The organism is Microbacterium sp. SCPM-O-B-15248 (M128) (assembly GCF_058214835.1).
Window position 1 is genome coordinate 303,599 of record NZ_JBYQLI010000001.1, and the last position, 26,997, is coordinate 330,595.

Genomic DNA, 26,997 nt, shown 5'->3' on the forward strand with positions numbered 1-26,997 from the left:
ATGGAGGTGCCTTTCGGGTGAGGTCGTTGCTGAGATGACCGGAGTAACGGTCGATTCTCCGAACCTTTTAGGAACCCCAGGTCCCCGAGAGCGTCCTGTTTCTCGGTGGTGAAGCTCACTTCTGATGCATGCGGCTCCCTTGGCGCGCTGCGACTTCGCGCCAATTCGCTGGTGCGCACCGGACGGCCGGCCGGCGCGGACTGGCGCTGCGGTGGACCGTCATTCTCGAAGCACCCTCGAGCTCACCTCACTCGCCCCACGACTTCACCTCAGGCGTGACGTGCGCACGCGCCGGGTGAGCTCGTCGTAGCTGTCGTTGAACGGTCGGGAACTTGCGAGGCGAACCATTGCATCTGTATGAGCTGGCGCGTCCGGTTCCTCCGCGGCGCAAGCGCGTGACGCGCGCGGAGGTGGCGGTGCCCGGGGCGTTGGCGCTGCTGGCGTCGATGCCGTCGGTGCCGGCGTTGCTGCTGGGGCGGCGGAATGACGTGTTGGCGTGGAATCCGCTGGGGCACGCGCTGGTGGCGGGGCATCTGGCGTTCACGGATCCGGAGGATCCGGCGACGCGTCCGAACCAGATGCGCCTGCTGTTCCTCGACCGGCATACGCGTGGGCTGCACCGCGTTTGGGCGGATGAGGCGGCGTCGGCGGTCGCGTCGTTGCGGTATGTGGCGGGGCAGTATCCGTACGATTGCGCGCTCACTGAGCTCGTGGGCGAGTTGTCGATGGGCAGTCGGGAGTTCGCGCGTCTGTGGGCGAAGCACGACGTGCGGTTGTGTTCGAGCGGAACGAAGCGGTTGCGCCACCCGCAGGTGGGCGACCTCGACCTGCATTACAAGGTATTGCACTTGCCCGACAGCAACGGGCAGCGGCTGCTCACGCATACGGCGGCGGTGGGAAAGCGCGTCGGCCGATGCGTTGGCGCTGCTGGGGTGAGGACAACGTTTATGGCGAGCAGATGCCAGATCCGGCCGCAGGCTCGGAACCAACATGACACTCAACCGGTTCGTGCGTTACAAGGCGCGTCTCCCGACGGATGCCAGGTCGATGGCGTTCTCAGCCGACGAGCTGCGCCGCTCCGGGCATGCTGCATCGCCGCCCTGCCGGGAAAGGTCCCAACGGGAATGAGTCGGTGATCAAGGGCGTCAAGCCCGCCCCACACCACCGCCCGATGGTTCCGGACTGGGTGAGGCACAGCCGCGACCAGTGCCGCCACGCCAACATCCGATTCTTCATCAAGCGGTGGGTCGGGCGAATACCCATACAGCGTGGCCGCGGTCTGGCTGAGCGCTAGTCCACTGCTTCTGCTTGTGCAGTCGCCGCAATCGTTCGCCTAACCGGGGAACCCCGAATCTACGGGGCCGTAGACCGCGTCAGGCGGCGGGTCTGGGGTCTTCGCCGAACATCAGGTAGTCGAGTGGGGCATCCTCGATGTCGCGGGACTCCGCCTCGAGCGACGCAACCTGCGCCTCAGGGTCCAGTGCCCAAGCCCGGATGCGATCCTTCGTGCGTTCACGGCGCATGCTCGCGATCCGGCGCTTGCGTGCCTTCGAAACCACCGACTCTTCGTCGTGGATCATGACGTACATGGACCGATTCTTCAGATCGTAGACCGTGATGTTGTAGAGCGTTTCAGCCCCAGGAACGATGCTCTGCTCGAGCGCAACGCGGGCATCAATCTCGGCCTGCTTCAGTTGCGACCGGTGGTGGGGCATTCGAGGGTCGGACACGTACGTCTCGACGACAAGTCGGTTCAGTGCCCGTGCTTCTTCGAGCGCCATATCCTGAAGCCTCCGCTTGCGCTCGTCTCTGGCGCGCTGTGCCTCATTGAACTCGCGCTGCCTCTCGAACTCTGCCGCTACGTCTGTTGCGCGGCGCGAAGCCGCGAACGCTGCGTACGAGACCAAAACCGTCCCCGCGCCGACCAGTGCCGGGATGAATAGCTCTGCCCACCAGAGAATGCGTCGTGTGGCCCGGACACCTCGACAAAGCCCACGCATCCGATGGCGATCACCACGATCGCCCCCACTGAGAAAGCGCTCAGTCCTCTGAAGCGCCTTCTGGTACTAGTTCGCATCAGGCTTTGGCTGGGTGACCCCGAGGCCTTCAAAGAGCTTTTGAGTGAACATCTGACTCATCTGAGCTGAGGCCGCCTGAGACTGCTGTTCGGCAGCGAGCTTGCTGTCGAGGATCTTGGTAATTCGCTCGTCGATGTTCGACTTGATGTCCTGCGCAACCCTCCGCGTCTCCCCCGTCTCTTTCCTGATCTCAGTCAGTGTGTCCTCCGTTCGCTTTTCGGTGTCTCTCGCCAGTTGCAACTGCTGCTTCGAAATGAAGCCCTGCCACAAGGCAACGGCCACCGACACCACCGCGATGACGAGCGCCAAGATGCTCCAAACCTCCATGCTGTGCCCCCTTCATGGGCTTGTGTGATCTGAAGAATAGGCACACAGTCTCAAGATGTTCACAACTCAGCCACCAGGAATGCATAAGATCCGCGTGGACCGAACAAATAGACGATCAAGTCCATGAGGGGAGGTCCAGCCGGTGCCAGCCCGGACTTGGCTCACCACATCGGCACGGTCCGATCTTCGCGCTCGCTTTTCCAATCGTCGTCGGCGCGAGCCAGCGCCACTATGGTGCAGGATGTCGCCGGAGGCACGCTTCTTGGGCGAGAGACGCGGCATGGGCGGTGGCGTCGCTGTGGTTGGCGGCGGGGCAATATGCGGACGGTCCCGCTCTTGCGAGTTCGTGGGTGAGCTGTCAATGGACAGTCGGGAATTCACGCGCGCCTGTGGGCGGAGCACGACGGGCGGTTGGTGTCGAGCGGAACAAGGCGGTTGCATCACCCGCAGGTGGGCGACCTCGAACTGCCTTACGATGTGCTGTACTTGCCCGACAGTGACGGCCAGCGCCTGCATCCCCACCCGGCGGCGATGGGAAGTCTAGCGGCGGGTGAACGGCAGATCTCGCCGCCGCGCTACGCGAACAACGTCGCTCACGATGGGGTGTGTACATAACGAGACAGGTTGGCGCAGGATGCCAAGTCGGCGATCCGGACCGACGGTGTGCGTCGCTCGTGCCCCCTGGTTGACGGCGGCGTGACCCGCGTACCTCGTCGCGTGGGACCTCGACCGCGACGACTGGCGGATCTACCGGGTCGATCGCCTCCATCCGCGTATCCCGCACGGCGCCCCCTTCACCCCGCGCACGGTGCCGGGCGGCGACGTCGACGCGTTCGTCTCGGCCCGATTCAAGGGAGCGGATGCCAACGCCTGGCCGTGCCGCGGAACGGTTCTGCTGCGCCTCCCGGCGCGCGACGTGCTGCCCTTCGCCGGCGACGGGACGGTCACCGCGGTCGACGAGGGGAGCTGCACGCTGGAGGCGGGGTCGTGGTCGTGGGGAGCGCTCGCCGCGTCGTTCGGGCGGTTCGAGGCCGAGATGGAGGTCGTGGGGCCGCCGGAGTTGGCAGAGGCGTTCGCGGGGTTGGCGGAGCGGTTCGCGCGCGCAGGGGCTAAGAGCGGTGATAACCGGCTCCTCAGGTAGGCGCGAAAGTTTGCAGGTATCCACGGTCAGCGTGCGCTAGACGCGGCAGGCGTGGAACAGAGTGGGAGGCTTGGATTTGCGCGTCCGAATAGACGGGCTGCGCACCGCTCAGAAGTCGATGATTATGGGGCCTGTTCACTCGGAACGGGTGAGCGCCATTCGATATTGGCGAACCGAGGTAAACCCCGCCGCCTCGACGAGCTCGCTCAGCGGGGGGACCAGAGCGCGTTGCCGTTCGACTTCTGTGAGGCGGTAGCGTTCGATCTCTCGGCGGGGCGTCGTCCCCATTGAGATAAACGATCGGTGGACGTTGCTGCGGCTGCTGGACAGATCTCGCGCCAGCTCGGCCACGGTGAAGCCGGGATCCCGGAAGCGGGCGCGGATCACGGACTGTGCCGCCGTGAAGAGGCCGTCACGGTGCATGGCGTCTTCGTCGGTGACGCGCGTCGATTGGTGCAAAGCAGCGGCAACAAGGCTCTCCATCGCCCATCCAACCTGTTCGTGAGCTGGGCCGGCAGGTAAAGCGTCAACGTTCAGCAGGGCGTTCGTCATGGACATCAGCCCTTGCATAGAGGCGTTCGTCAGCACGATGGGCTCGTGTGCGCGCAGCAGCGATCGGTCGGGTCCGAGGCGATTGCCGGGGAAGAACCACACGTAGCGGGCAGTGTCCATGACGGTCTGCGCGTGCACCGACGCGCTCCCGTCAAAGCACACCGTTTGCCCGGGTTCGGCTCGCACGGTTTCCCCTTCGATCGTGAAATCAAAGGCCCCCTCGACAGTGTGCACGAGATACAGCAGTCGCTCGTCGGGCCGAAGGGAGTATGTGGAGGTCTTGGACCAGGCACGACCGTATCCGTGCCGCGGACTCTGCGCTGTTTCCGCGACTAAGGCGGGGTCAATGAAGCCGTGCGGATGCCACCCGAACTCGTCGCAATTCTCTGCTGCTTCCTCGCCCATAGACGTCATGGGTTTCGGTACCTCCGGCTTCGATTAGCTCGTGGCTGACTCTCCCCAGTGAGCCGCGCAAGCAATCATTCCCGCATAAGAGCGCCGTCCACAAAGTTGCGGCGACAAATGTGCGTCACAGGGACTGGTTTGTTGCAAATCCCTGGATCGCACCATTCTTCGACGGCCCCGCTCGCCAAACTCGTGCCAGTCCAACAACCGTGCGCAATTGAGAATGAAAGAGGTCTTCCATGGACGACAAGAACAGCACCGCGCAGGACCGGACGGGGATTCCTCGTCGCACGATCATGAAGGGTGCCGCCTGGTCCATCCCGGCCATCGCGGTCGCTGTCGCCGCGCCCGCCGCGTCGGCCTCGACCACCTGCACGACCAGCGTCGGGATCTTCTCGATGGACCTGTACCCCACCGCCGTCCACAACGGCGAGCCCCTGTATCACGCCAACGATGAGCCATTCGTTGACCTGGTGCTTGCCAACGTCGGAGATTGCGACCTCGCAGCGGGGGCCTTCTACGTTCAGATCAGCCAGCCTTCGGCATTGATCCCGAACTATGTGGGCGTCGCATCTGGGTGGAACATGATCGGCACAGCCACGACAAGCGACGGAATCGCCTACATTCGGCTGGCCAACGCCTCGCCGCTTCCCGCGGGCGCACAGATGCCACTTCGCCAGTACCTCCACGTCGCTGGTGTCCTGCCGGCGGGTTACACCCGTGACCACGTGGTCGCCCAAGTCGTCGCGACGAACAACCAGAACGGGCAAATCACCGGCGAACGATTCTTCTACACACAGGGCTGACCGGTTCCACCGGGAACACACGATAGGGGCACTGAAGCGCCCTGGGTCGGTCGGAGCGGGCCGCGGCTGCTCGACGGGGTGGAGCTGAATCTCGAGCTCGTCGAGTGCACACTTCGTCACTACGGCCGTCAACGTGGCGAGACGATGGTCGCGGTCGGCGCACCCGCGGGATGAGGCGTCAGGGGGACCGGCATCCGCGGCCCCTGGCTCCGCGCACGATCACCGATCAACGACGCGGCCCCGACTGCGGTAGAGATCGAGCCGAAGCGCGAGACCGACACCTGCAGTCCCTCCGCGATACCGGGGTGCACGGAGAGGGACAGCTCGCCCTCCAGGCCGGCGAGCAAGCCGGTGTCCCCGTCCGCGAGATCCCCGCCGATGACGACGGTGGACGGCTGCAGAAGATTGATCGCCGCGCCCAGAGCGGGGGCCAGCTGGATGCCGATGTCATAGAAGAACCGTCGCGTGGCGGGCTCGCCGTCCTTCGCCTCGCGGACGAGGTCTTCGACGGAGAAGCGCGTGAGGTGCCCGCGACGCCGTTCGAGCTCTTCGCGCACCTGATAGTCGATCTCGGCGGCGATGCACCCGCGCTGACCGCACGGGCAGCGCACCCCCTGGCCGCGGATGCTGATGTGCCCCAGCTGGCCGGCGATGCCCGAGGCGCCGCCGAACGGAACGCCGCCGACGAGGGTGCACATCCCGGTGCCCGAGGCGCCGACCTTGACGTAGATCGCGCAGCGCTCCACCCCCGTGCCCGCGAGCGCCGCCTCGCCCACGGCCGCCGCGACCGTCTCGTTCACCACGTCCACCGACAGTCCGAGCTCACGTTCGAGGGAGAGCACCACGTCCTCGTCGAGCCACGTCGGCATCAACTCCCGTGCACCGTGGTGGTCGATGCGTCCGCCGTCGTGAACGAGGGTCGGCAGAACCAGCGCTGCCGCCGACGGGCCAGGTTCGACGCCCGCCGTCACCGCCTTCGCGAGGGCGATGAGCTCTCGCGCGGAAGCCGAGGCATCCGAACTCAAGGGCATCTCCGCGGACCTCGACGCCGTGACCTCGCCACCGGACGACACGAGCGCCGCTTCGACGCGTCGAGGCCGCACGATGAGGGCGAGGACGCTCGCGCCTCCCTCCTCGACCAGGGTGATGAGCCGCGGAGGTCGTCCGGGACCCCCTTTCGTTCGTTCCCCCTGCTCCTCCACGGCAGCGCCGCTCATCACGAGCTGATCGACGACCGTGGCGATCCCGGCGCGTGAGAGTCCGAGCGCATCCGCCAGTTCACGTCGAGTGAGCGGACCGCTCCGCCGGATCAGATCGAGGGCGGCAGCGCGGTTGTACGACGCGAAGGAGACGCTGCGATGGGAGAGATCGGTCATGGACGCCACGATACGTTAATCCGTCCGGTTCGGTGCTTTTGGCGACAAAATTGCTGAGATCTTTCCTGTAAACGTCGGCATGTTTCCGTGACGTTGCACGTCCATTAAGTCTCGCTTCCGCAGGAAAGCGCGGCGTATTCGGCGTGGTCTACTGCTTTTGTGATCAACCCGACGCCTATTGCACCGCCGGTTTCGTCCTTCGGTGAGCAAAAATGGAACGCGGCCAGGAGTCGCATCCGCGCGTTCGACGGCGGCCACAACGGGCTGAACGCGATCAGTTCCCTGGCGCCCCGACCGGCCACCCATCCCGAGGGGCCCCTGAGCGCGCTGACCGTCGCCGTCAAAGACAACATCGACGTCGTGGGACTTCCGACGACGACGGGATCTCTCGCTCTCGAGGGCGCTGAGCCTGTGCGGAACGCCGACGTCGTCGACGCGCTCCGTGACGCGGGGGCACTGCTCGTCGCCAAGACCACCCAGCTCGAACTGTCCGGTTGGGTGACGTTCGCCGCGCCGGCGGGCTACAGCGCACTCGGTGGCCGCCCGCTCAACCCCCACAACCCACGACTGTCGACGGGCGGCTCGAGCTCGGGTGCCGCCGTCGCAGTCGCGGCAGGGTACGTCGATGTCGCCATCGGCACTGATACCGGCGGATCCATCCTCAATCCGGCGGGCCTGAACGGTGTCTTCGGTCTCCGCCCTACGGTGGGCCGGGTCAGCGTCCGCGGAGTCGTTCCGATCTCACCGCGTCAGGACACCCCGGGACCCATGTCGCTCTCGTCGCGGCACCTGGCGGCCACGATGTCGGCGATCGTGCACGAGCGCGCGGACGAGTTCCATTCCCGCCTCGACGACCGCCGCATGGAGTCGTTGACGGTCGGAATCCCGATGCTCGCGGGGGTCTCCGGCGAGGACCTCGCCCACTGGCGCGAGCGGCTCGCACACCTACGGGCCGCCGGTGCCGCCCTCGTCCCTTTGCTCGAGGACCTCCCCTGGCGAGGGCACGGCGACCTCACCGTGCCCACCTACGATTTCCGCGAGAATATCGACCCCTACCTCGCCGGCGTACGGGCACCGACCGGCGTCGATGATTTCGACTCGCTCGTCGCCCACTACCTCGCCGACCCGACGGCCCGGATGCCGTACGGCGCGGACAATCTGCTCCGCTCGGCGAAGGTCGACTTGGAGCGCGACCGATCCCATCGCGATGACGTCTGGCAGCTCGAGCGATCCGGCACGCGTCGCACCCTCGAGCGGATCCACGAGCGGTTCTCGGTCGATGTCGTGCTGTTCCCCGGCGGCGGTGCGGCCTACTTCAGCTCGAAGTCGGGGTATCCCGCCCTCACGATCCCGGGCGCCGTCGGCGCCGACGGACTCATGCACTTCACCACCGCACTGGCGACGCAGCCGGATGCGGAGCAGATGCTTCTCGATCTCGCCTACGGACTCGAGAAGAACCTCGGTGCACCGGCATCCGCGCCCTTGCCCGAGGTATGACCCGCCCCTCTCCGTTCTCTTTGCAATCCCCGACACGATAGGAAATCGCGTGCGAAGAACTCTCCTCTCCGCCCTCGCCGTCGTCATGACCGGCGCATTGTTGGCCGGCTGCTCCGGCTCCACCGCCACCGGCTCCGCCGAGGGCGCAACAGACGAACTGGGCATCGCCGTCATCGGACCGCTGACGACGTACGACCCGATCCTCTCCGACTCCGGCGTCGCGCCGTGGATGCTGCAGCCGGTCTACGACCAGTTGATCCGCTACACGGTCGACGGCGGCTTCGAACCCAACCTCGCCACGTCGTGGGAGCGTCCGTCCGACCTCGAGTTCGTCATGACGCTGCGTGAGGGCGTCACGTTCAGCGACGGCACCCCGTTCAACGCAGAAGCCGTCAAGGAGAACCTCGACCGCGTCGCCACCGCCGCGGGACCCGACGCCAGCCTCTTCTCGAAGGTCGCGTCGGTCACCGTCGTCGACGACTCGACCGTGTCGCTCGCCCTTACCTCGCCCGACCCCTCCCTCGAGCTGACGCTCTCGAAGAACCTGGGCATGATGGCCAGCCCCGCCGCGATCGACGGCGGGACCCTGGCGACCGCGCCAGTCGGCACCGGGCCGTACACCCTCGATGCCGCCGACTCGCTCACCGGCGATCACTGGACCTTCGTCCGCAACCCGGACTACTGGGGCGGTGCCGACGCATTCCCGTACGACGAGCTGCGATTCAAGAAGTACGCGGATGCCAACGCGGTGCTCAATGCCGTGCGAGCGGGCGAAGTCCAGATCGCCTACGGTGCCGCCGACACGGCCGACGCGGCGAAGTCGGCGGGTCTGAACGTCATCACGGCGGAGACGAACACCGTCGGCATCGTTCTCTCCGACCGCGACGGCACCATGCTTCCCGCGCTCGGCGACGTCCGTGTACGGCAGGCGCTGAACTTCGCGATCGACCGCGAGGCGATCCTGAACACCGTCGCGCTCGGCTACGGGACGGTGACCGACCAGTGGTTCGGGCCCCAGACCGCCGGCTACGACGAAGCCCTCGAGGGCACGTACACGTATGACCCCGACCGGGCGCGCAAGCTCCTCGCGGAGGCGGGGTACCCGAATGGGTTCGAGATGGCGATCACGATCCCGCCGATCCACACCGCTCTCATCCAGGCGATTCAGGGGTACTTCGCCGAGATCGGAGTGACCGTCACGATCAACGACTCCCAAGCGAACTTCTTCCCCGACGTTCAGAAGGGCGTGACCCCGGCGTACACGCTCCAGAACGCCCAGCTCGACCTCTTCTCGCTCGCGCCGAACATCCTCTTCCCCGGTGGGCTCCAGAACCCCTTCAAGTCGGAGAACACCGAGATCAGCGACCTCTACGCGCAGATCGCGACGGCGACGCCCGAGGACGCCGCCGAGAAGTGGCAGAAGATCAACGGCATCCTGACCGAAGAAGCGTGGTTCGTGCCGATCTACAACGGCTACACGATCGCCTACGCCGACCCCGGTGTGAACGTCGAGATCTGGCCGGGGATGAGCACCCCGTGGATCTACTCGTTCGCTCCCACGTCCTGACGACCGGGTGGTGAGCGGAGCGCCCTTCCGCTCACCACCCCTTCCTCGAAAGGAGGCACGATGCTCGCTGTGATCGGGCGACGGATCGCCCTCGCCCTCCCCATCCTCTTCGTCGTTTCGCTCCTCACCTTCCTCCTGGTGCCCTTTCTCCCCGGTGACCCCGCCACGGCGATCCTGGGCGAGTCCGCGTCCGCGGAGCAGATCGCCGCCCTGCGCTCGCAGCTGGGCCTGGACCTGCCGATCGGGGAAAGGTACGCGCAGTGGCTCGGGTCCGCCCTCACCGGCGACCTCGGGCAGAGCTACTTCTCGTCGCAGCCCGTCGCGGACGTCGTCGCGGGCCGCATCGGCGTGACGCTGTCGCTCGCGTGCGCCGCCACCGTGTTGACCGTCCTCGTCGGCGTCTCCCTGGGGGCGGCGGCCGCGGTGCGAGGTGGGGCACTGGATCGCGTCGCGCAGGTCGTGGTGACCCTGGGCATGTCGGTGCCGGGCTTCTGGCTCGGTCTCGTCATCGTGATCGTGTTCGCCATCTGGCTGCGCGTCCTTCCTCCGTCGGGCTACACCGACCTGTTCGACGACCCGGGCAAATGGGCGCGGTACATCATCCTTCCCGCCGTCGCGCTGGCGGCCGGAGCGACCGCCGCGGTCGCACTGCAGACCCGCGCGGCGATGCTCGGCCTCATGAACCAGGAGTTCGTGCGCACGCTGAGGGCGAAGGGGATCAGCCCCCGCTCGATCGTGTGGGGTCATCTCCTCCGCAACGCGGCCGGACCGATCATCGCCGTCGTCGGCCTGCAGTTCATCACGATGCTCGGCAACGTCGTCGTGATCGAGCAGGTCTTCGGACTCCCCGGGCTCGGCAGCCTCATCTTCGAGGCCGTCAACCGTCTCGACCTCCCGCTCATGCAGGCGCTCGTGCTCGTCATGGCTCTTCTCGTGATCGTCGTGAACCTCATCAGCGACGTCATCGTCGCCTGGCTCAACCCGAAAGTGCGGTGACCTCATGGCATCCTCGTCCGCTTCCCGTCGTCCCCGCCTTCCGCGTCCGACGTTCGGTCTCGCGCTGGCGGCCCTCTGGCTGATCGTGATCGTCGTCGGGTGCTTCGGTGCGCCGCTCTTCACGGGATACGATCCCATCCAGCAGGACCTCTCCAGCGCCATGCAGCTTCCCTCGCTGGTGCATCCTCTCGGCACGGATGCGCTCGGCCGCGACGTCCTCTCTCGTCTGCTCTACGGCGGCCGGGTGAGCCTCTTGAGCGCCACGGAGGCGGTTCTGGTGGCCGCGACGATCGGCGTATCACTCGGGCTGATCGCCGGATACTCCAGCCGCGCGGTCGACACGGTGATCTCCCGCGTCTTCGACGTGGTGCAGAGCGTGCCGGTGATCGTGCTGCTTCTCGCGATCCTGGCGATGACCGGTCGCAACATCTACAGTGCGATGGCCGTGTTCGGACTCATCACCAGTCCGGTCTTCTACCGACTGTCGCGGGATGCCGCGAGGTCGGCCAGCGCCGAGGCGTACGTCGACGCCGCCCGCGTCTCGGGCCTGCCGGAACATCGCATCCTCTTGCGGCACGTGGCACCGAACATCGTCACGCCGGTTCTCGTACAGGCCAGCGTGATCCTGGGTATCGCCATGCTGACCGAGTCGGGACTGAACTTCCTCGGGCTCGGGGCGCCACCGCCCGCGCCCAGCTGGGGCGGACTCGTCAGTGACGCGAGCGCCGCCATCAACCGCCAGCCGTGGCTCATGGTCCCCTCGGGACTCGTCATCGTCTTCACGGTGCTCTCGTTCGCCGTCATCGGCGACCACCTGCGTTCGCGGCTCCGCGGAGCACAGGTCTCCGGCGCGCCGTGGCGGCCCACCCTGCGGAAGCGACCGCTCCGCATCACGGAGTCGGGCGAGGCCGACGGCGTCCTCGACGTGCGAGACCTGACCGTTCGCGTCGCGACCGACGGCGGGGCCACGATCCTCCATGGGGTCGATCTCTCCGTCCGAGCCGGTGAACGCGTGGCTCTGGTCGGGGAATCCGGCAGCGGCAAGACCATGACCGCGATGGCGATCCTCGGGCTCATCCCTCGCGGCGTCGAGGTGGACGGCGGGAGCATCCGATTCGAGGGGCAGCAACTGCTCGGACGAACCGATGCGCAGCTCAACCGGATCCGCGGGACTCGTCTGGCCTACATCGGCCAAGAACCCATGGTCGCGCTGGACCCCGTCCGCACCGTCTACAGCCAGATCAGTGAGGTCCTCGAGACGCACCGCATCGTGCCGCGCCCTCAGGTTCGCGCGCGGGTGATGGAGCTCCTGACGAAGGTCAATCTGCGGGATGCCGCGGGCGTCGCCGCGTCGTACCCGCATCAGCTGTCCGGTGGCATGGCCCAGCGCGTGTGCATCGCCATGGCCCTCGCCGGCGAACCCACGCTTCTGATCGCCGATGAGCCGACGACCGCGCTCGATGTCACAGTGCAGGCGGAGATCCTGCTGCTCCTGCGCTCGCTCACCGAGAGCACCGGGATGGCGCTGGTCCTCGTGACGCACGACTTCGGGGTCGTCGCCGACATCGCCGATCGCGCCGTCGTGATGCGCAACGGGTCTGTCGTCGAGGAGGCGCCGGTCGAAGAGCTCTTCGCCTCGCCGACGCACCCGTACACGCGGGCCCTTCTGGCGGCGAACCCCTACGGACGTGTCCCGCTCACCGCGCTGCCCACCTTGAACGCCCTGATGGAGTCGCGATGAACGACAAGACGGTCCTCCTCGACATCCAGGAACTCGACGTGACCTACCGGCGGCGGGGACTGCGCACCCGCCTCCACCGCGCGGTCAGCGGCGTGAACCTCTCGATCGCCCGCGGCAAGACCCTGGGGTTGGTCGGCGAGTCCGGATCGGGAAAATCCACCATCGGCCGCGCGGTCGTCGGTCTCGTCCGTCCGGCCCGGGGCCGCATCCTCTTCGAAGGGAACGATCTCGCCGGAACCGCGAAGCGAGCCCGTCGGGAGATGAGTTCTCGCATCCAGATGATCTTCCAGGACCCGTACAGCTCCCTCAACCCGACGAAGACGATCGAGGAGTCGCTTCGCGAGCCGCTGGAGTTCCACCAGCGGCTGTCGTCCGTGGACGCGGGGGCGAAGGTCCGGGGCCTTCTCGATCACGTCGGCCTTCCCACGGATGCCGCCCGGCGCCTCCCACGGGACTTCTCCGGCGGGCAGCGGCAGAGGATCGCGATCGCGCGGGCCCTCGCGGTCGACCCCGAGCTGATCGTCTGCGACGAGCCCACGAGCGCGCTGGATCTCTCGACACAGGCGACCGTGCTGAACCTGCTCCTCGACCTTCAGCGGGAACTCGGGCTCACGTACCTCTTCATCTCCCACGATCTCGCCGTGGTGCGGCACATGGCCCACGATGTCGCCGTGCTCGAGGCCGGCCGCATCGTCGAATCCGGTCCGGCGGATGCCGTGACCGCCCAGCCGACGCAGGAATACACCCAGCGCCTGATCATGGCATCCCCTGTCCCCGACCCCATCCGCCAACGCGAACGCAGGACGGAATTCCGCCTCCTCGACGCGGCTTCGAAAGGAAACACCCCATGAGCGAACGTCGATTCACCGTCGCGGCCGTACAGAGCGAGCCCGTGTGGTTCGATCTCGAGGCGACGACGCAGAAAACGCTGACACTGATCGCGGAGGCGGCCGCCGCCGGCGCCGACCTGATCGCGTTCCCCGAGGTGTGGCTCCCGGGCTACCCGGTGTTCCTCTGGCTCGGGACGGACGAGTGGCAGGCGGACCAGCGGGAGCACTACATCGCCAACTCGGCGGTGCACGGCGGGCCCGAGCACGTTCGCATCGCGGATGCCGCGGCCGAGCACGGCATCCAGGTCGTCCTCGGTCTGAGCGAACGCGATGACGCCGGCCGCATCTACATGGCGCAGTGGATCATCGACGAGACCGGCGCGACGGTTCTCGCGCGCCGCAAGCTCAAGCCGTCGTCGGTCGAGGGTTCGTTCTTCGCCCCGGGCGACCCCGAGACCAACCTCGTCGTCACGGACACGAGTATCGGAACGATCGGCGCGCTGAACTGCTCTGAGCACAAGCGACCGATGCTCCGTCATGTGATGTACGGGCTGGGCGAGGAGATCCACGTGGCCGCGTGGCCCGCGTTCGGGCTGGTCCCCGAGGTCGTCACGATGGGCGCCAAGGTGAACATGGGGGCGACGAGCTTCTACGCAGCCGAAGGCGGCATGTTCGTCGTCGCGCCGACGCAGGTGATCGGCGAGGAGTTCGCGCAGCGGTACTCGGACACGCCGGAACGGGCCGGCAAGATCAGCGTCGGCGGTGGAGCCACGCATATCTTCGGCCCCGACGGCCAGGATGTCGTCGAGCCTCTCGCGCACGACCACGACGGCATCCTCGTCGCCGAGATCGACCTGTCGCGCGTACGCCGGATCTTCGACGCGGACCCGCTCGCGGCTCTGCCCCTTCCGTGACGCAGGGCACGTACGGCGAGGAGTCTGCCGGTCGCGGGCTCCTCGCCACCCTGGCGCGCATGTTCTCGTCTTTCGCCGACCTGAGATTCCGCCGGTACGCGCTCGGTGCGCAGTTCGCCTACACGGGGAGCTGGATGATCCAGCTCTCGCAGTCCCTGCTCATCCTCGAGCTCTCCGGCGGGAGCGGCGCGCTGCTGGGACTCACGCTCGCAATCCAGTCGCTCCCGTTGTTGCTGTTCGGGCCGTGGACGGGAGTGCTGGCCGATCGCATCGGCCCCCGACGGGTGCTGATGGTCGGCGAACTGGTGATGATGACCGTAGCCACGACGCAAGCGGCCTTCATCGCCCTCGGCCTCGCCTCGATCACCTCGGTGCTCGTCCTCGCCGCTCTCTTCGGCCTCGGTTCGCTCATGGAGCAGACGATGCGATCGGCCGTCGTCGTCGACCTCGTGTCCACGGGTCGGATCGCGAACGCCGTCAGCCTCAACGCCCTCTTCCTCCAGCTGGGTCGCTTCGTCGGCCCCGCCGTCGGGGGCGTGCTGGTGGCGTCAACGGGGTTCGTTCTGCCGTTTGCGGTGGGGGCCGCGCTGTTCGGGGGATTCGCCATCGTCCTCGCGACGCTGGGAGGGCCGCGCCACACGGTCGTGGCATCCGTGTCGAGGGGGCTCGGGCCCGCGCTCGCGTTCATCAAACGCGACCCGGTCCTCCCCGAGGTGCTCGTCATCGCCGCCGTGGGGGGACTCGTCGGGCCGAACTTCGTCACCTTCGCGACGCTGATCCTCACGGAGGATTTCGATGCCGGCCCCGAGCAGGTGGGGCTGGCCGCGACGGCCCTCGCGGTCGGCACGATCGCGGGCGCCCTCGTCGCCGCCTGGCGCAACAGCACGTCCGTCGTCCTGGTGCGATGGGGAGCCGTGGGAGTGGGGGTGCTCGCGATCCTCGCGCTGGCCAGCCCGAACATCGCGGTCTACATGGGCACCCTCGTCGCGGCCGGGTTCGCCGCGATGATGCTGGTCACGCAATCCGGCAGCACGGTCCAGGCGCGCGCGACCGCGGAGCTCCGTGGGCGGGTGTCCGCGGTGTTCTCGGTCTTCCTCCTCATCGGCATCCCCGTCGGCGCGCCGGTCTTCGGGGTGCTCGCGGACTCGCTCGATCCCCGCTCGGCCTCGGCCGTCCTCGGGGCCACGGTTCTCGTCTGCGTGCTCTTCGCCTGGCTGACGCTGGGAAGGGCACGTCGGTCCTGACCGGCCCGCCCGGCGACGCGCCCCAATCAGGTGCGACTGTCCGTCGCGGGAGATGGCGTCGAACGCGAGATGCCGTCGAACGCGAGGTCGAGCAGACGGGTCGCGAACGCCTCGGGATCGGTGTGGTTCCGGGCCTCGAGCGAGATCGCGTTGACGAGCGACAGCAGGTCGTACGCGCCGACGTCGCGGCGGATCGCGCCGGCGCTCGCCGCGGCATCCCGCAGGGTGGTGGCCGCCCCCAGCAGCAGGATCTCGCACGTGTGCATGTCGGGGTCGGCGTCGACCCCGGCGGACAGGTCGAGGGTGTCGGCGAGGCCGCGCGTGCTCGCGCTGTAGGCCGCGAGCTCCGACAGCCAGGTGCGCAGGGCGCTTCCGGCATCGCGTTCCTGCGCCAGGTCGGACGCGCGGGAGGCCAGCGCCGCAATACCGTCGGCGAAGACGGCCTGCAGCAGCAGATTGCGGGTGGGGAAGTGGCGGTGCAGGGTCGCCGATCCGACGCCCGCGCGCTTCGCGATGTCTTCGAGGGATGCCGTCGCCCCCCGTGATCCGACTTCTTCCACCGCCGCCTGGACGATCGCGTCGTAGTTGCGGCGGGCATCTGCGCGGAGGGGCCTGGCCATGGCATCCATTCTTTGACAAGTGGGGGGTGACCCCATATTGTGAAACGGAGCCACCCCCCACTTTACGTCCGCTGCCGGACGGATGCCAGCCAGGAGGAACCATGCGAGAGAGCCGACCGATGCGGATCGAGGTGTGGTCCGACGTGCAGTGCGTCTGGTGCTACGTCGGAGATGCCCGGTGGAAGAAGGCGCTGGCGGACTTTCCCGGGGAGGTGGACGTGGTGCATCGATCCTTCGAATTGCAGCCCGGTTTCCCCGTCGATTTCGACGCTCGCGAATATCTCGAGGCCAACCGCGGAATGGATGCCGCCGGGCAGGAACGCGTGTTCGCCGCGATGAAGAAGACGGCCGCCGCGGAGGGGCTGGGGTACGAACCCGAGAGAATTCGCCCCACGAATTCGCATCTGGCGCTCGAATTGCTGCATTACGCGGAGACCGTTGGAGCGCGGGCGTCACTCAGCGACCGCCTCTACGCCGCGTACTTCGCCGAGGGGCGGCACATCGGCACGGTGGAGTCGCTGCTCGACCTCGCGGCCGACGTCGGGATCGACGTGGCATCCGCTCGACGGGCGCTGGAGTCGCGCGAGTTCGCGGAGGCCGTCGACCGGGATGCCGCCACGGCCCACGAGCTGGGAGCGCGCGGCGTTCCGTTCGTGGTCATCGACGGCGCCTATGCGATCCCCGGCGCGGTCGAGGTGGACCAGCTGAAGAGCATCCTCGCCCAGGTCGCGAACGCATGACGGCGTCGCCCCCGCTTCGCGATCTGAGCGGCGGGGTCGCCATCGTCTGTGCCGATGGCGCCTGCACCGTTCCCGAAATACCCGTGAACGACAATCGAAAGGACACCATGAGCGCCACCATCAGTGCCGACCTGCGATTCGAGGTCCTCGACCTCGTCTACCGGTACGCGACCGGAATCGACACGCGGGATTGGGACCTCTTCCGCACCGTCTTCACCGACGACGCTGAAGTCGATTTCGGCTTCGCGCGCTGGGAAAGCGGCGACGCTTTCAGCGCCTTCATGCAGGAAACGCACGACCCGGCCGGGCGGACCCTCCACCGCATGACCAACACCGTCATCACCGGGGTCGACCCCCTGACCGCTCGCACCTACGGCGACGCGCTCGTGCTCGAGGGCGACAACCTCGCGGGCACGATCGCGAACGCCTGGTACGACGACGAGATGGTCCGGACCGACTCGGGCCTGCGCATCCGTCGCCGCATCGTCCGCATGGGGTCGATGGTGAACGTCGGGCCGAATCTCGTCGCTCAGCCCTCGAGGAACGGGTAGTCGGTGTATCCGCGCTCGTCTCCGCCGTAGACCGAGGGCTGGTGCACCTCGTTCTCGTCGGCGCCGCGCTCCCAGCGGGCGACGAGGTCGGGGTTGGCGATCGCGGGGCGGCCGACGGCGACGAGGTCGGCGATGTCGTCGTCGATCGCCTGGACGGCCTCGTCGCGCGTCGTGACGACCGAGAATCCGGAGTTCACGATGAACGTGCCGCCGAAGGCGCGGCGCAGGTCCTGGATCAAGTCGCCCGCGGGGTCGGCGTGCAGCACGCTGAGGTACGCCAGGCCCAGGGGCGCGAGGCCGGCGATGAGCGCCTCGTAGGTGGCGCGGGTCTCGGCCTCGTCCTTCTCCCACACGTCCTGGATGTTGTGGGCGGGCGAGATCCGGATGCCGACGCGACCGGCGCCGATCTCGGCGGCCACGGCCCGCGCGACCTCGATGACGAACCGGGCACGAGCCTCGGGAGAGCCGCCGTAGGCGTCGGTGCGCTGGTTCGACGCGGGGGAGAGGAACTCGTGCAGCAGGTAGCCGTTGGCCGAGTGGAGCTCGACGCCGTCGATGCCGGCATCCACCGCTCGACGGGCCGCGGCGACGAACTCGTCGCGCACGATGGCGAGCTCTTCCGTCGCGAGGGCGTGCGGCACGGGGAAGTCGACCTTCGTGCCGTCAGCGAGGCGGGTCGAGCCCTCGATCGCGATCGCCGAGGGGGCGACGATGCGGTCGGTTCCGGTGAGGAGCGGGTGCGAGACGCGTCCGCCGTTCATGAGCTGCATGAAGACGGCTCCGCCCTCGGCGTGCACGGCATCCGCCACCTTCGCCCAGCCGGCTGCCTGCTCGTCGGTGACGATGCCCGGCTGACCGGGGTACGCCCGCGACTCGGCGCTCGGGAACACGCCCTCGGTCACCAGCAGACCGATGCCCGCGCGCTGCGCGTAGTAAGTCGCGACGAGGTGCCCGGGGACGCCGTCGGCGCTTGCGCGCAGGCGGGTCATCGGGGCGAGCGACACGCGGTTGCGGACGTCGACATCGCCGACGGTGGTGGGGCTGAACAGGCTCACGCGGGGGTCCTTTCGAGGGGGAACGGGGCCGGGTGTGCTCAACTCGCTGCGTTCGGCGGATATTCCGGATCGGCGCCGGGAGGAGCGGAGGAGAAGCGGGGAGGGGAGGACGAAGGCCGCGGGAATCGTCCTCCGCTGGGCGAGAGTCCTCCGCTCGTCGCGCCGAGCCGGCCGTACGATGGTGCCTCCCGAGCCCGATCCGGAGGACCGCGCGATGACCGAGAACCCCCTCGCCCATCGGCTCGACTACACCCTCGCCGAACTCGACGACGGCGCGCTCGCCGCCTCGCCGATCGCGCTGTTCCAGCGGTGGCTGGCGGACGCCGCCGACCTGCCCGAGCCGAACGCGATGGTCGTGTCGACGGTGGATGCCGAGGCCCGACCGTCGTCGCGCGCCGTGCTGCTGCGCGGGATCGACGACGACGGTGCGCTGTGGTTCTTCACCAACCGGCTGTCGCGGAAGGGCCGGGCTCTCGCCGGGAATCCGGCAGTGTCGGCGCTGTTCCCCTGGTACGCGCTGCAGCGGCAGGTCATCGTCCTGGGCGCGGCGACGCCCTTGCCGGCCGAGCGCGACGACGCGTACTTCGCGTCGCGTCCGCGCGGGTCGCAGCTGTCGGCCTGGGCGAGCGCGCAGTCGCAGCCCGTGGCATCCCGAGCCGCCCTCGAGGACGCCATGGATGCCGTCGAAGCGCGCTTCGCCGACGACGCGCCCGTGCCGCGGCCACCGCATTGGGGTGGCTACCGCATCGAGCCGCGTGAGATCGAGTTCTGGCAGGGCCGCCCGTCGCGGCTGCACGACCGGATCGTGTTCACGCGCGAGGGCGACGGATGGGCGGCGGTGCGGCGGCAGCCCTGACCGGCCGTTCGTCGGGGTCGCGGGATCGCCCGTGGCGGGATACCGTCGAGTATGGCCCTGCAGCTCTGGCGGCGGATCGCGATCGCCGTGATCCTCGTGGGCGGTTTCGCCCTCTACTGGGCGTCGCTCGCCTTCGAGTGGGACACTCCGCTGTGGGCGCTGCCGGTCGGAGCTGTGGTCGCCCTGGCCGCGGTCTCGCTCCTCTCGACCCGTCGTCGCGCGCCGTCCCGTCGCGGTGAAGACCTCTACGCGTCGGACGCGTACAGCGACATCTCCCTCGGACGGGGGCGACCGCGGCATCCGCACCGCGACACGAAGCCGAACGCCCAGTTCGGGCCGGCTCTCCCGATGGACCCGATCGCGGAGGCCATCCAGCGGCGTCGGGAGTCGGACGAGCGCTGAGTCATTCGTCCCCCGCGTGCCCGGCCCTCGGTGGGAGGTGCCCTTTTGTTGCCCGCGCCAACTTACCTCTTGCGCTCGACGGCGAACGTGGTTTAGCTTTGCCGTCGAAGCGCTTCTCGGAAGCGCTTCGACAGCTACGAAGGAGTCGCTATGGCAGGGATCGACGAGGTCGCCCGCGCTGCGGGCGTGTCGATCAGCACCGTCTCCTACGCGCTGAGCGGCAAGCGTCCGGTCTCGGCCGATACGCGCCGGCGCATCCAGGATGCCGTGCAGCAGTTGGGGTACAGCCCCAACGCCGGAGCGCGGATGCTCGCCGGCAGCCAGACCAACATCTTCGCGCTGTCCGAGCCGCTCCGCGCCGACAGTCACGCGCCCAGCCACATGGCGTTCATGCACGCGATGACCGTCGCGGCGCGGCGCAAGGAGTACGACATGCTCCTTCTCACCGACGAGGACGCCTCGGCCGGGATGAAGCGCGTCGCCGCGAGCGGACTCGTGGATGCCATCCTCGTGCTCGACGTCGCCCCCGCCGACCCGCGCGTCGCGATCGCCCGCGCGAGCGCGACGCCGACGGTGTTCGTCGGCATCCCGAACGAGCACGACGAACTCGTGTGCGTCGACCTCGATTTCGAGAGCGCCGCCGTCCAGGCCGTCGACCGGCTCGCCGACGCCGGGCACCGCGAGATCGGGCTCATCGGCGGGTCTCGCCGCGCGTACGAGAAGTCGAACTTCCCGCCCCGTGTCCGCAGCACCGTCCTGGAGCGGGCGACCGAACGCGGGATGAACGCCACCGCAGTGGCATCCGGTGAGGTCGTCACCGACCGCGATCTCGTGCGCCGCTCGGTGCGCGCGTTCGTCGGGGCCGGGGTCACCGGGATCGTCCTGCACGCGCCCGAAGAAGTGCTGCAGGTGATGCTCGTCGAGCTCGCCGCGCTCGGCAAGAGCGTGCCGAACGATGTGTCGATCGTCTCGGTCGGCAGCAGCTTCGACACGGACGCCCTCGCCACCCCGGTCGACTCGATCCCGCTCGTCCCGCAGAACTCGTGCGAGCTCGCGGTCGATTTGGCGATCGAGCTCGTCGCCGGGCGCCCCGTGGCATCCGGCCTCCATCTCATCCCGCCGACCTATCTCGAGCGCGGCTCCGTCGCCGCGCCCGGCTCCGCCTGACCCGCCCAACTCGACAGCCTGTGCCGTTCGCCCATAATCGAAGCGCTTCGACACATCCGCCTCCGCTAGCGGACACCCCTGAACCAGCGGAACACAGTGAAAGGAGTGCCAACGATGGCACGCACGAACGCCCAACGACGCGCGACCCGAGCCCTCTCGGTCGTCGGCTCCATCGCCGTCGCCGCCCTGACCCTCGCCGCCTGCAGCGGTGGGGGAGGCGACAGCGGATCCACGGACGGCGAGGGCAAGACCCTCACCCTGTGGCACTACGAAGGCGCCGACAGCGCCATGGCGAAGGCCTGGAACGCCGCCGTCCCGATCTTCGAGGAGAAGACCGGTGCGACGGTGAAGATCGAGGAGAAGTCCTTCGAGCAGATCCAGAAGACGGCGAGCCAGGTGCTCGACACCGACGCCGCGCCCGACCTCATGGAGTTCAACAAGGGCAACGCGACCGCGGGCTTCCTCGCGAGCACCGGGCTCATCGCCGACATCAGCGACGCCGTCACCCAGTACGGCTGGGATGCAAAGCTCGCCCCGTCGCTGCAGACGACGGCGAAGTACTCCTCCGACGGCGTCATGGGCGGCGACACCTGGTACGGCGTGCCCAACTACGGCGAGTTCGTCGGCGTCTACTACAACCTCGACGCCTTCGCCGCGGCGGGCCTGGAAGTGCCCAAGACCTACGACGAGTTCGTGAAGGTGCTCGACGCCTTCGTCGCGAAGGGCATCACGCCCCTCGCCGAGGCGGGTGCCGAGTACCCGCTCGGGCAGCTGTGGTACCAGCTCGCGCTGAGCAAGGCCGACCGATCGTGGGTCGACGATTACCAGCTCTACAAGAACCCGGTCGACTGGAAGGGGTCCGAGGTGACCTACGCCTCCGACACCCTCAAGGAGTACGTCGACAAGGGCTACATCGCCAAGGACGTCTCGTCGGTGAAGGCCGAGGACGCCGGCGTCTCCTTCATCAACGGCACCTCGCCGATCTTCGTGTCGGGCTCGTGGTGGTACGGCCGCATGGCCAGCGAAGCCACGACGTTCGACTGGACGCTCGCGGCCTTCCCCGGGTCGAAGCTCTCGCTCGGCTCGTCGGGCAACCTGTGGGTCGTCCCGGAGCGTTCGAAGAACAAGGACCTCGCCTACCAGTTCATCGACATCACGATGAGCCCCGAGATCCAGGCGATCATCGGCAACAACGGCGGCGTTCCCGTCGCGGCGAACACCGCCGACATCACGGATGCCAAGAGCAAGGAGCTCATCGACACGTTCAACGGCGTGCTCGCCGACGACGGCCTGTCGTTCTACCCCGACTGGCCCGCTCCCGGCTTCTACGACGTGCTCGTGCAGGAGCTCCAGGGTCTCGTCACCGGATCGCAGGATGCCGCGACCACGAACGCGAACCTCGGCAAGAAGTACGACGAAGGCACGGCGGACTTCCGCTGATGGCCCTCCTCACGCGTCCGGCTGCTCGGGTGGCACTCCCGCCCGAGCAGCCGGCCATCCCCCAGCGCCGCGGCGGCACTGCCGGCTACTGGCTGTACCTGCTGCCCGGCTTCGTGCTGCTGCTGGTGATCGTGATCGTGCCGCTCGTGTGGAACGTGTTCCTCACCTTCACCAAGTGGCGCGGCGTCGGCGACCCCGAGTTCATCGGGCTCGAGAACTGGGCCAAGCTGCTCACCGACGACGACTTCTGGACCTCGTTCACCAACTCGGTGTGGATGGTCCTCGCGATGGTCGTCGTCCCCACCGTCGTCGGCCTCGCTGTCGCGGCCCTGCTCTTCGACGTCGTCGGCCGCAAGTTCGGCGGCAAGGTCGGCAGCTTCCTCCGCGCCACCTACTACTTGCCGCAGATCCTGCCGGTCGCGGTGGCCGGCATCGTCATCGGGTGGATCGTCCGCCCCGGCGACAACGGCGCGCTCAACCAGATCCTGGGCGGGCTCGGCCTCCCCTCGTACGACTGGCTGGGGCAGATGCCCTCGGCGCTCATCGTGCTCATGGTCGTGCTGGTCTGGGTGCAGATCGGGTACCCGGTCGTGGTGTTCATGGCCGCGCTGCAGCGCGTGGACCCCGAGCTCTACGAGGCCGCCGAACTCGACGGCGCCAACTGGTTCCAGCGGTTCACGGCGATCACGATGAGCATCATCCGCCCCGAGATCTTCGTCGTCACCCTCACCTGCACGATCGCCGCGCTCAAGGTGTTCGGGCCCGTGTACGTCATCACGCAGGGAGGTCCGGCGGGATCGACGATCGTCCCGGCGTACTACGCCTATCTCGAGTTCTTCACCAAGCGGAACGTCGGCTACGGCGCGACGATCGCCACCGTGCTCACGATCGTCGTCGTCATCGTCTCGATCGTGTTCATCCGGGTGCAGACCTCGCTCGAACGCAAGGAAAGGGCGGGACTATGACCACCACCGCCGTCATCACCACGGGACGTCCCCGGCGCCGCGGAGGCCGCGGCGGCATGACCCGTCGCCGCCCCGTCGACTGGCTGCTGCTCGCGCTCGTCGTCGTCGGCGCGCTGCTCGTGCTCGCGCCCTTCTACCTCGTGCTCGTCAACTCGTTCAAGTCGCCCGTCGACTACGCGACCTCGGGCCCGCTCGCCCTTCCGCAGCAGCTCGACTTCGGCGGCATCGTCGACTTCTGGAACCGCGTCGACTTCCCGCGCAAGGTCGGCAACTCGATCCTCATCTCGGGCGTCGTCGCGGTGCTCGCGGTGCTGATCTCAGTGCTGAACGCCTTCGCGATCGGCATCGGGCGCGTCCGCGGACGCACCGGGATCGTGCTGCTGTTCCTGCTCGCGAACCTGCTGCCGCAGGAGGCGCTGCTGTACCCGCTGTACTACATGTTCAAATCCGTGGGCCTGTACGACAACGTGTGGTCGGTCATCATCGTCTTCACCGTGGTGCAGGCGGCGTTCGGCACCTACCTGCTGTCGTCGGTGTACGGCACGTTCCCCCGCGAGATCCTCGAGGCCGCCGCGATCGACGGCGCGAGCCGCTGGCAGATCCTGTGGCGCGTGATCTTCCCGATCAGCCGCCCGACGCTGTCGGTGCTCGTCATCTTCTTCTTGATCTGGACGTGGAACGAGTTCCTGATCCCCCTGACGTTCCTGGCATCCAACGACAACCAGACCGTCCCGGTCGCGATCAGCGTGCTCCAGGGCGACCGGCTCATGGACGTCACCACGATCAGCGCGTCGGCCCTGTTGGGCATCATCCCGACGCTCATCTTCTTCCTCATCTTTCAGCGCACGCTCACACGCGGCATCACGGCAGGAGCAGTCAAGTAATGAAGTTCACCGATGGGTTCTGGCTGATGCGTCCGGGCGTCACCGTCGACTACGCCGCCGAGGCGTACGACATCGGCTCGACCGACACCCCCGATGGTCCGGGGTTGGTCGTGCACGCACCGACGAAGGTCATCGCCAAACGCGGCGACGTGCTCAACCGCACGGTCCTGACCGTCACCCTGTCGTCTCCGCTCGAGGGGGTCGTGCGGGTCCGCGTCGTCCACCACGCCGGAGATACCCGTGCGACGGGGTTCGCACTCCCCGGCGCCGCGGCCGGCGGCGGTTCCGTCGAGGTCACCGACAAGGGGGGCGCCCTCACGACCGGCGGGCTCGTCGCCCGCGTTGCGCCCGGCGCCCCGTGGGACCTGTCGTTCGAGCTCGACGGGACGCGGCTCACCGGCAGTGGCATCCGGTCACTCGGTCGGGTGAGCCTCGCCGATGGAGCCGACGTCGAGACCGGCGTGATCGGCAACGCCGGCGCCGACACCGGAGTGCCGGCCGCACGCCACTACCTGCACGAGCAGCTCGACCTGGGCGTCGGAGAGACGATCTACGGCCTCGGCGAACGCTTCGGACCCGTCGTGAAGAACGGCCAGACGGTCGACATCTGGAACGCCGACGGCGGCACCTCGAGCGAACAGGCGTACAAGAGCGTGCCGTTCTACGTCTCGTCGGGCGGCTACGGCGTGCTCGTCAACGACTCAGGACACGTGTCGTTCGAAGTCGATTCTGAGAACGTCGAACGCGTGCAGTTCTCGGTCTCGGGCGGGGCGCTGGAGTACTTCGTCATCGCCGGTCCGACCCCGAAGGACGTTCTCGAGCGATACACCGCGCTCACCGGTCGCCCGCCCGTCGTGCCCGCGTGGTCGTTCGGCACGTGGCTCACGACATCGTTCACCACCGACTACGACGAAGCGACCGTGAACGCGTTCATCGACGGCATGGCCGAGCGCGACCTGCCCCTCTCGGTGTTCCACTTCGACTGCTTCTGGATGCGCGAGTTCAACTGGTGCGACTTCACGTGGGACGAGCGCGTGTTCCCGGACCCGGATGCCATGCTCCGCCGCCTCCACGATCGCGGTCTGCGCGTGTCGGTGTGGATCAACCCGTACATCGCGCAGCGCTCACCGCTGTTCGCCGAGGGGGCCGAGAACGGCTACTTCGTGCGTCGGCCGGATGGCTCGACGTGGCAGTGGGACCTGTGGGTGCCGGGCATGGCGCTCGTCGACTTCACCAACCCGGATGCCGTGCGCTGGTACCAGTCGTACCTGCGCCGGCTGATCGCTCAGGGCGTGGACTGCTTCAAGACCGACTTCGGCGAGCGGATCCCCACCGACGTCGTCTACTTCGACGGCACCGACCCCGAGCGCATGCACAACCTCTACGCGCAGCTCTACAACGCCGCCGTGCACGAGGTGCTCGTCGACGAGCGCGGCGAGGGCGAGGCCGTGCTCTTCGCCCGGTCGGCGACCGCGGGCGGGCAGACGATGCCGGTGCACTGGGGCGGCGACAATTCCTCGACGTTCGCGTCGATGGCCGAAACCCTGCGCGGCGGGCTGTCGCTGGCCTGGAGCGGGTTCGCGTTCTGGAGCCACGACATCGGCGGCTTCGAGGGCACGCCCGACCCGGCGGTATTCAAGCGCTGGGTCGCGTACGGGATGCTGTCGTCGCACAGCCGTTTCCACGGATCGGACTCGTATCGGGTGCCGTGGGCGTTCGACGACGAGGCAGTCGAGGTGACGCGGCTGTTCTCGAAGCTGAAGCTCCGGCTCATGCCGTACCTCTATGCCGCGGCGCGCGATGCCACGGTCACCGGCACACCCGTGATGCGGCCGATGGCGCTGGAGTTCCCCGACGACCCCACGACGCTTCACCTCGACCGACAGTACATGCTCGGCCCGGACCTGCTCGTGGCGCCCGTGTTCTCGGCATCCGGTGACGTCAGCGTCTACCTGCCCGCGGGGGAGTGGACGCACCTGCTGACCGGGGAGCGCGTGACCGGCGGCGGGTGGCGGCGCGAGCAGCACGGCTTCGACTCGCTGCCGCTGTACGTGCGGCCCGGGGCTGTTCTGCCGTGGGGTGCGCGCGACGACCGGCCCGACTACGACTACCTCGACGGGCTGACGCTGCGCGTCTTCCCCGGCGGCGAGGGCATGGCCGAAGTGACGGTGACGGCGCCCGACGGGCGGACGGAGACGTTCCTGGTGGATCGCGCGGAGGTGACGGAGTGACCCCCGGCGTACGCTGACGGCATGCTCGTGGTCGGGTCGATCGTCATCCGCGTCGATGATCTGCACGCCCAGATCCGGTTCTGGTCGGCGGCGCTCGGGTACACCGTGCGGGAGCCGATCGACAACGACTTCGCGCTGCTGCACTCGGCCGACGGCACCGGGCCGAACCTGTCCCTCGACGCGCAGCGGTCGACCGAGGTGGAATGGGACGGCAGGCCCGCCGACGCGGACTACGTGATCCTGCAGGACCCCGAGGGTAACCGGTTCTGCGTGATCGACGCGGCTCCGTGATGGTTCCGCTCCGCGAGGTGGCACCGGGTGTGCCCGTCGCCACGAGCCGCGTGATGCAGACGAACACGACGGTGGTCGTCGAGGCCGGTCGGGCGCTGCTGATCGATCCGGGATGGATGCCGGACGAACTCGACGCGCTCGCCGCGGCGTTGCGGGAGCGGGGGCTGACGGTCGCTGAGGGGTTCGCGACCCACGCGCATCACGACCATCTTCTGTGGCATCCGTTGTTCGGAGACGTGCCGCGGTGGGCGTCGGGGCGGAGTTCCCCGCCGGGACATACGGCGGTCTGGCTGCCGGGGCCGCGGGTGCTCGTCGCCGGCG

At 68.0% G+C, this 26,997-nt stretch carries 28 protein-coding genes and 2 pseudogenes; 24 read left to right on the top strand and 6 right to left on the bottom strand.

The annotated features are described in order from the left end of the window. The first annotated feature begins 332 nt into the window (after positions 1 to 332). Positions 333 to 1,136: an MmyB family transcriptional regulator gene (locus tag AC3E6M_RS01430; RefSeq protein WP_490528845.1), complete on the top strand. Its 804-nt coding sequence runs from the start codon at positions 333 to 335 to the stop codon at positions 1,134 to 1,136. Between the two features lie 35 nt (positions 1,137 to 1,171). Further along, a complete protein-coding gene (locus tag AC3E6M_RS01435; protein ID WP_490528959.1) occupies positions 1,172 to 1,294 on the top strand; it encodes a hypothetical protein in 123 nt (40 codons plus the stop codon). Positions 1,295 to 1,373: 79 nt separating this feature from the next. Here AC3E6M_RS01435 and AC3E6M_RS01440 read toward each other — a convergent pair whose 3' ends face one another. Together AC3E6M_RS01440 and AC3E6M_RS01445 are read right to left on the bottom strand one after the other, a co-directional pair. Continuing rightward, positions 1,374 to 1,781 (bottom strand): hypothetical protein, encoded by a 408-nt coding sequence (locus tag AC3E6M_RS01440; RefSeq protein WP_490528846.1) that lies wholly within the window; start codon positions 1,779 to 1,781, stop codon positions 1,374 to 1,376. A gap of 285 nt (positions 1,782 to 2,066) precedes the next feature. Then, the gene (locus AC3E6M_RS01445) at positions 2,067 to 2,405 is read right to left on the bottom strand and encodes a hypothetical protein (protein ID WP_490528847.1); all 339 of its coding nucleotides are present in this window, start codon (positions 2,403 to 2,405) and stop codon (positions 2,067 to 2,069) included. Between the two features lie 375 nt (positions 2,406 to 2,780). On the opposite strand from AC3E6M_RS01445, the gene AC3E6M_RS01450 reads away from it, so the two are divergent. From AC3E6M_RS01450 to AC3E6M_RS01460, 3 genes and pseudogenes are all read left to right on the top strand, one after another. Then, entirely contained in the window at positions 2,781 to 3,020 is a 240-nt protein-coding gene (locus AC3E6M_RS01450; RefSeq protein ID WP_490528960.1) for an MmyB family transcriptional regulator, read from the top strand. Positions 3,021 to 3,114: 94 nt separating this feature from the next. After that, positions 3,115 to 3,171 (top strand): annotated as a pseudogene (locus AC3E6M_RS01455) (WYL domain-containing protein); the annotation flags it as partial. Positions 3,172 to 3,213: 42 nt separating this feature from the next. Then, positions 3,214 to 3,546 (top strand): WCX domain-containing protein, encoded by a 333-nt coding sequence (locus AC3E6M_RS01460; protein WP_490528848.1) that lies wholly within the window; start codon positions 3,214 to 3,216, stop codon positions 3,544 to 3,546. Between the two features lie 135 nt (positions 3,547 to 3,681). On the opposite strand, the gene AC3E6M_RS01465 is transcribed toward AC3E6M_RS01460, so the two are convergent. Next, positions 3,682 to 4,503, bottom strand: a complete 822-nt coding sequence (locus AC3E6M_RS01465) for a hypothetical protein (RefSeq protein ID WP_490528849.1) — start codon at positions 4,501 to 4,503, stop codon at positions 3,682 to 3,684. A 239-nt stretch (positions 4,504 to 4,742) separates the two neighbouring features. On the opposite strand from AC3E6M_RS01465, the gene AC3E6M_RS01470 reads away from it, so the two are divergent. Next, positions 4,743 to 5,309, top strand: coding sequence for a hypothetical protein (locus tag AC3E6M_RS01470; protein ID WP_490528850.1), 567 nt, complete (start codon positions 4,743 to 4,745; stop codon positions 5,307 to 5,309). A gap of 128 nt (positions 5,310 to 5,437) precedes the next feature. Here the strand turns inward: AC3E6M_RS01470 and AC3E6M_RS01475 are convergent, their stop codons facing one another. Next, positions 5,438 to 6,685: an ROK family protein gene (locus tag AC3E6M_RS01475; RefSeq protein WP_490528851.1), complete on the bottom strand. Its 1,248-nt coding sequence runs from the start codon at positions 6,683 to 6,685 to the stop codon at positions 5,438 to 5,440. Between the two features lie 159 nt (positions 6,686 to 6,844). Between AC3E6M_RS01475 and AC3E6M_RS01480 the strand changes: the two genes are divergently transcribed. From AC3E6M_RS01480 to AC3E6M_RS01510, 7 genes are read left to right on the top strand one after another with little or no spacing between them, the layout of a single operon-like run. Beyond that, positions 6,845 to 8,182, top strand: a complete 1,338-nt coding sequence (locus AC3E6M_RS01480) for an amidase family protein (protein ID WP_138173405.1) — start codon at positions 6,845 to 6,847, stop codon at positions 8,180 to 8,182. A gap of 49 nt (positions 8,183 to 8,231) precedes the next feature. Further along, complete coding sequence (locus AC3E6M_RS01485) at positions 8,232 to 9,749, top strand: ABC transporter substrate-binding protein (RefSeq protein ID WP_490528852.1); 1,518 nt, start codon at positions 8,232 to 8,234, stop codon at positions 9,747 to 9,749. Positions 9,750 to 9,809: 60 nt separating this feature from the next. Beyond that, entirely contained in the window at positions 9,810 to 10,745 is a 936-nt protein-coding gene (locus AC3E6M_RS01490; protein ID WP_138173401.1) for an ABC transporter permease, read from the top strand. Between the two features lie 4 nt (positions 10,746 to 10,749). Beyond that, positions 10,750 to 12,486, top strand: coding sequence for an ATP-binding cassette domain-containing protein (locus tag AC3E6M_RS01495; RefSeq protein WP_490528853.1), 1,737 nt, complete (start codon positions 10,750 to 10,752; stop codon positions 12,484 to 12,486). Next, on the top strand, positions 12,483 to 13,337 hold the full coding sequence (locus tag AC3E6M_RS01500; protein WP_138173397.1) for an ATP-binding cassette domain-containing protein: 855 nt from the start codon (positions 12,483 to 12,485) through the stop codon (positions 13,335 to 13,337). The genes AC3E6M_RS01495 and AC3E6M_RS01500 overlap by 4 nt, the downstream gene beginning before the upstream one ends. Beyond that, positions 13,334 to 14,230, top strand: a complete 897-nt coding sequence (locus AC3E6M_RS01505; RefSeq protein WP_138173395.1) for a nitrilase-related carbon-nitrogen hydrolase — start codon at positions 13,334 to 13,336, stop codon at positions 14,228 to 14,230. Before AC3E6M_RS01500 ends, AC3E6M_RS01505 begins: the two co-directional genes overlap by 4 nt. Next, positions 14,227 to 15,474, top strand: coding sequence for an MFS transporter (locus tag AC3E6M_RS01510; RefSeq protein ID WP_490528854.1), 1,248 nt, complete (start codon positions 14,227 to 14,229; stop codon positions 15,472 to 15,474). Before AC3E6M_RS01505 ends, AC3E6M_RS01510 begins: the two co-directional genes overlap by 4 nt. Positions 15,475 to 15,500: 26 nt before the next feature. Here the strand turns inward: AC3E6M_RS01510 and AC3E6M_RS01515 are convergent, their stop codons facing one another. After that, positions 15,501 to 16,094, bottom strand: a complete 594-nt coding sequence (locus AC3E6M_RS01515) for a TetR/AcrR family transcriptional regulator (RefSeq protein WP_212743477.1) — start codon at positions 16,092 to 16,094, stop codon at positions 15,501 to 15,503. Between the two features lie 101 nt (positions 16,095 to 16,195). Here AC3E6M_RS01515 and AC3E6M_RS01520 point away from each other — a divergent pair, with 101 nt between their 5' ends. Both AC3E6M_RS01520 and AC3E6M_RS01525 read left to right on the top strand, forming a co-directional pair. Further along, positions 16,196 to 16,834, top strand: a complete 639-nt coding sequence (locus AC3E6M_RS01520) for a DsbA family oxidoreductase (protein ID WP_490528855.1) — start codon at positions 16,196 to 16,198, stop codon at positions 16,832 to 16,834. A 107-nt stretch (positions 16,835 to 16,941) separates the two neighbouring features. Then, entirely contained in the window at positions 16,942 to 17,385 is a 444-nt protein-coding gene (locus tag AC3E6M_RS01525) for a nuclear transport factor 2 family protein (RefSeq protein WP_490528856.1), read from the top strand. Here the strand turns inward: AC3E6M_RS01525 and AC3E6M_RS01530 are convergent. Continuing rightward, a complete protein-coding gene (locus AC3E6M_RS01530; RefSeq protein WP_490528857.1) occupies positions 17,364 to 18,440 on the bottom strand; it encodes an alkene reductase in 1,077 nt (358 codons plus the stop codon). The two genes, AC3E6M_RS01525 and AC3E6M_RS01530, sit on opposite strands and share 22 nt — an antisense overlap. A 214-nt stretch (positions 18,441 to 18,654) precedes the next feature. Here AC3E6M_RS01530 and pdxH point away from each other — a divergent pair, with 214 nt between their 5' ends. From pdxH to AC3E6M_RS01575, 9 genes and pseudogenes are all read left to right on the top strand, one after another. Further along, positions 18,655 to 19,296 carry a pyridoxamine 5'-phosphate oxidase gene (gene pdxH, locus AC3E6M_RS01535; RefSeq protein ID WP_490528858.1) on the top strand — a complete coding sequence of 214 codons (642 nt, stop codon included), beginning with the start codon at positions 18,655 to 18,657 and terminating at the stop codon, positions 19,294 to 19,296. Positions 19,297 to 19,347: 51 nt separating this feature from the next. After that, positions 19,348 to 19,698 (top strand): hypothetical protein, encoded by a 351-nt coding sequence (locus AC3E6M_RS01540; RefSeq protein ID WP_490528859.1) that lies wholly within the window; start codon positions 19,348 to 19,350, stop codon positions 19,696 to 19,698. A 150-nt stretch (positions 19,699 to 19,848) separates the two neighbouring features. Next, positions 19,849 to 20,865 carry a LacI family DNA-binding transcriptional regulator gene (locus tag AC3E6M_RS01545; RefSeq protein ID WP_490528860.1) on the top strand — a complete coding sequence of 339 codons (1,017 nt, stop codon included), beginning with the start codon at positions 19,849 to 19,851 and terminating at the stop codon, positions 20,863 to 20,865. A 114-nt stretch (positions 20,866 to 20,979) separates the two neighbouring features. Beyond that, positions 20,980 to 22,305 (top strand): ABC transporter substrate-binding protein, encoded by a 1,326-nt coding sequence (locus AC3E6M_RS01550; protein WP_138173365.1) that lies wholly within the window; start codon positions 20,980 to 20,982, stop codon positions 22,303 to 22,305. Next, positions 22,305 to 23,270: a carbohydrate ABC transporter permease gene (locus tag AC3E6M_RS01555; protein WP_490528861.1), complete on the top strand. Its 966-nt coding sequence runs from the start codon at positions 22,305 to 22,307 to the stop codon at positions 23,268 to 23,270. Before AC3E6M_RS01550 ends, AC3E6M_RS01555 begins: the two co-directional genes overlap by 1 nt. After that, complete coding sequence (locus AC3E6M_RS01560; RefSeq protein WP_490528862.1) at positions 23,267 to 24,154, top strand: carbohydrate ABC transporter permease; 888 nt, start codon at positions 23,267 to 23,269, stop codon at positions 24,152 to 24,154. The genes AC3E6M_RS01555 and AC3E6M_RS01560 overlap by 4 nt, the downstream gene beginning before the upstream one ends. Beyond that, a complete protein-coding gene (yicI, locus tag AC3E6M_RS01565) occupies positions 24,154 to 26,385 on the top strand; it encodes an alpha-xylosidase (protein WP_490528863.1) in 2,232 nt (743 codons plus the stop codon). The genes AC3E6M_RS01560 and yicI overlap by 1 nt, the downstream gene beginning before the upstream one ends. A 21-nt stretch (positions 26,386 to 26,406) precedes the next feature. Further along, positions 26,407 to 26,676, top strand: a complete 270-nt coding sequence (locus tag AC3E6M_RS01570; RefSeq protein WP_490528864.1) for a VOC family protein — start codon at positions 26,407 to 26,409, stop codon at positions 26,674 to 26,676. Positions 26,677 to 26,729: 53 nt separating this feature from the next. Beyond that, positions 26,730 to 26,900 (top strand): annotated as a pseudogene (locus AC3E6M_RS01575) (MBL fold metallo-hydrolase); the annotation flags it as partial. Positions 26,901 to 26,997: the final 97 nt, after the last annotated feature.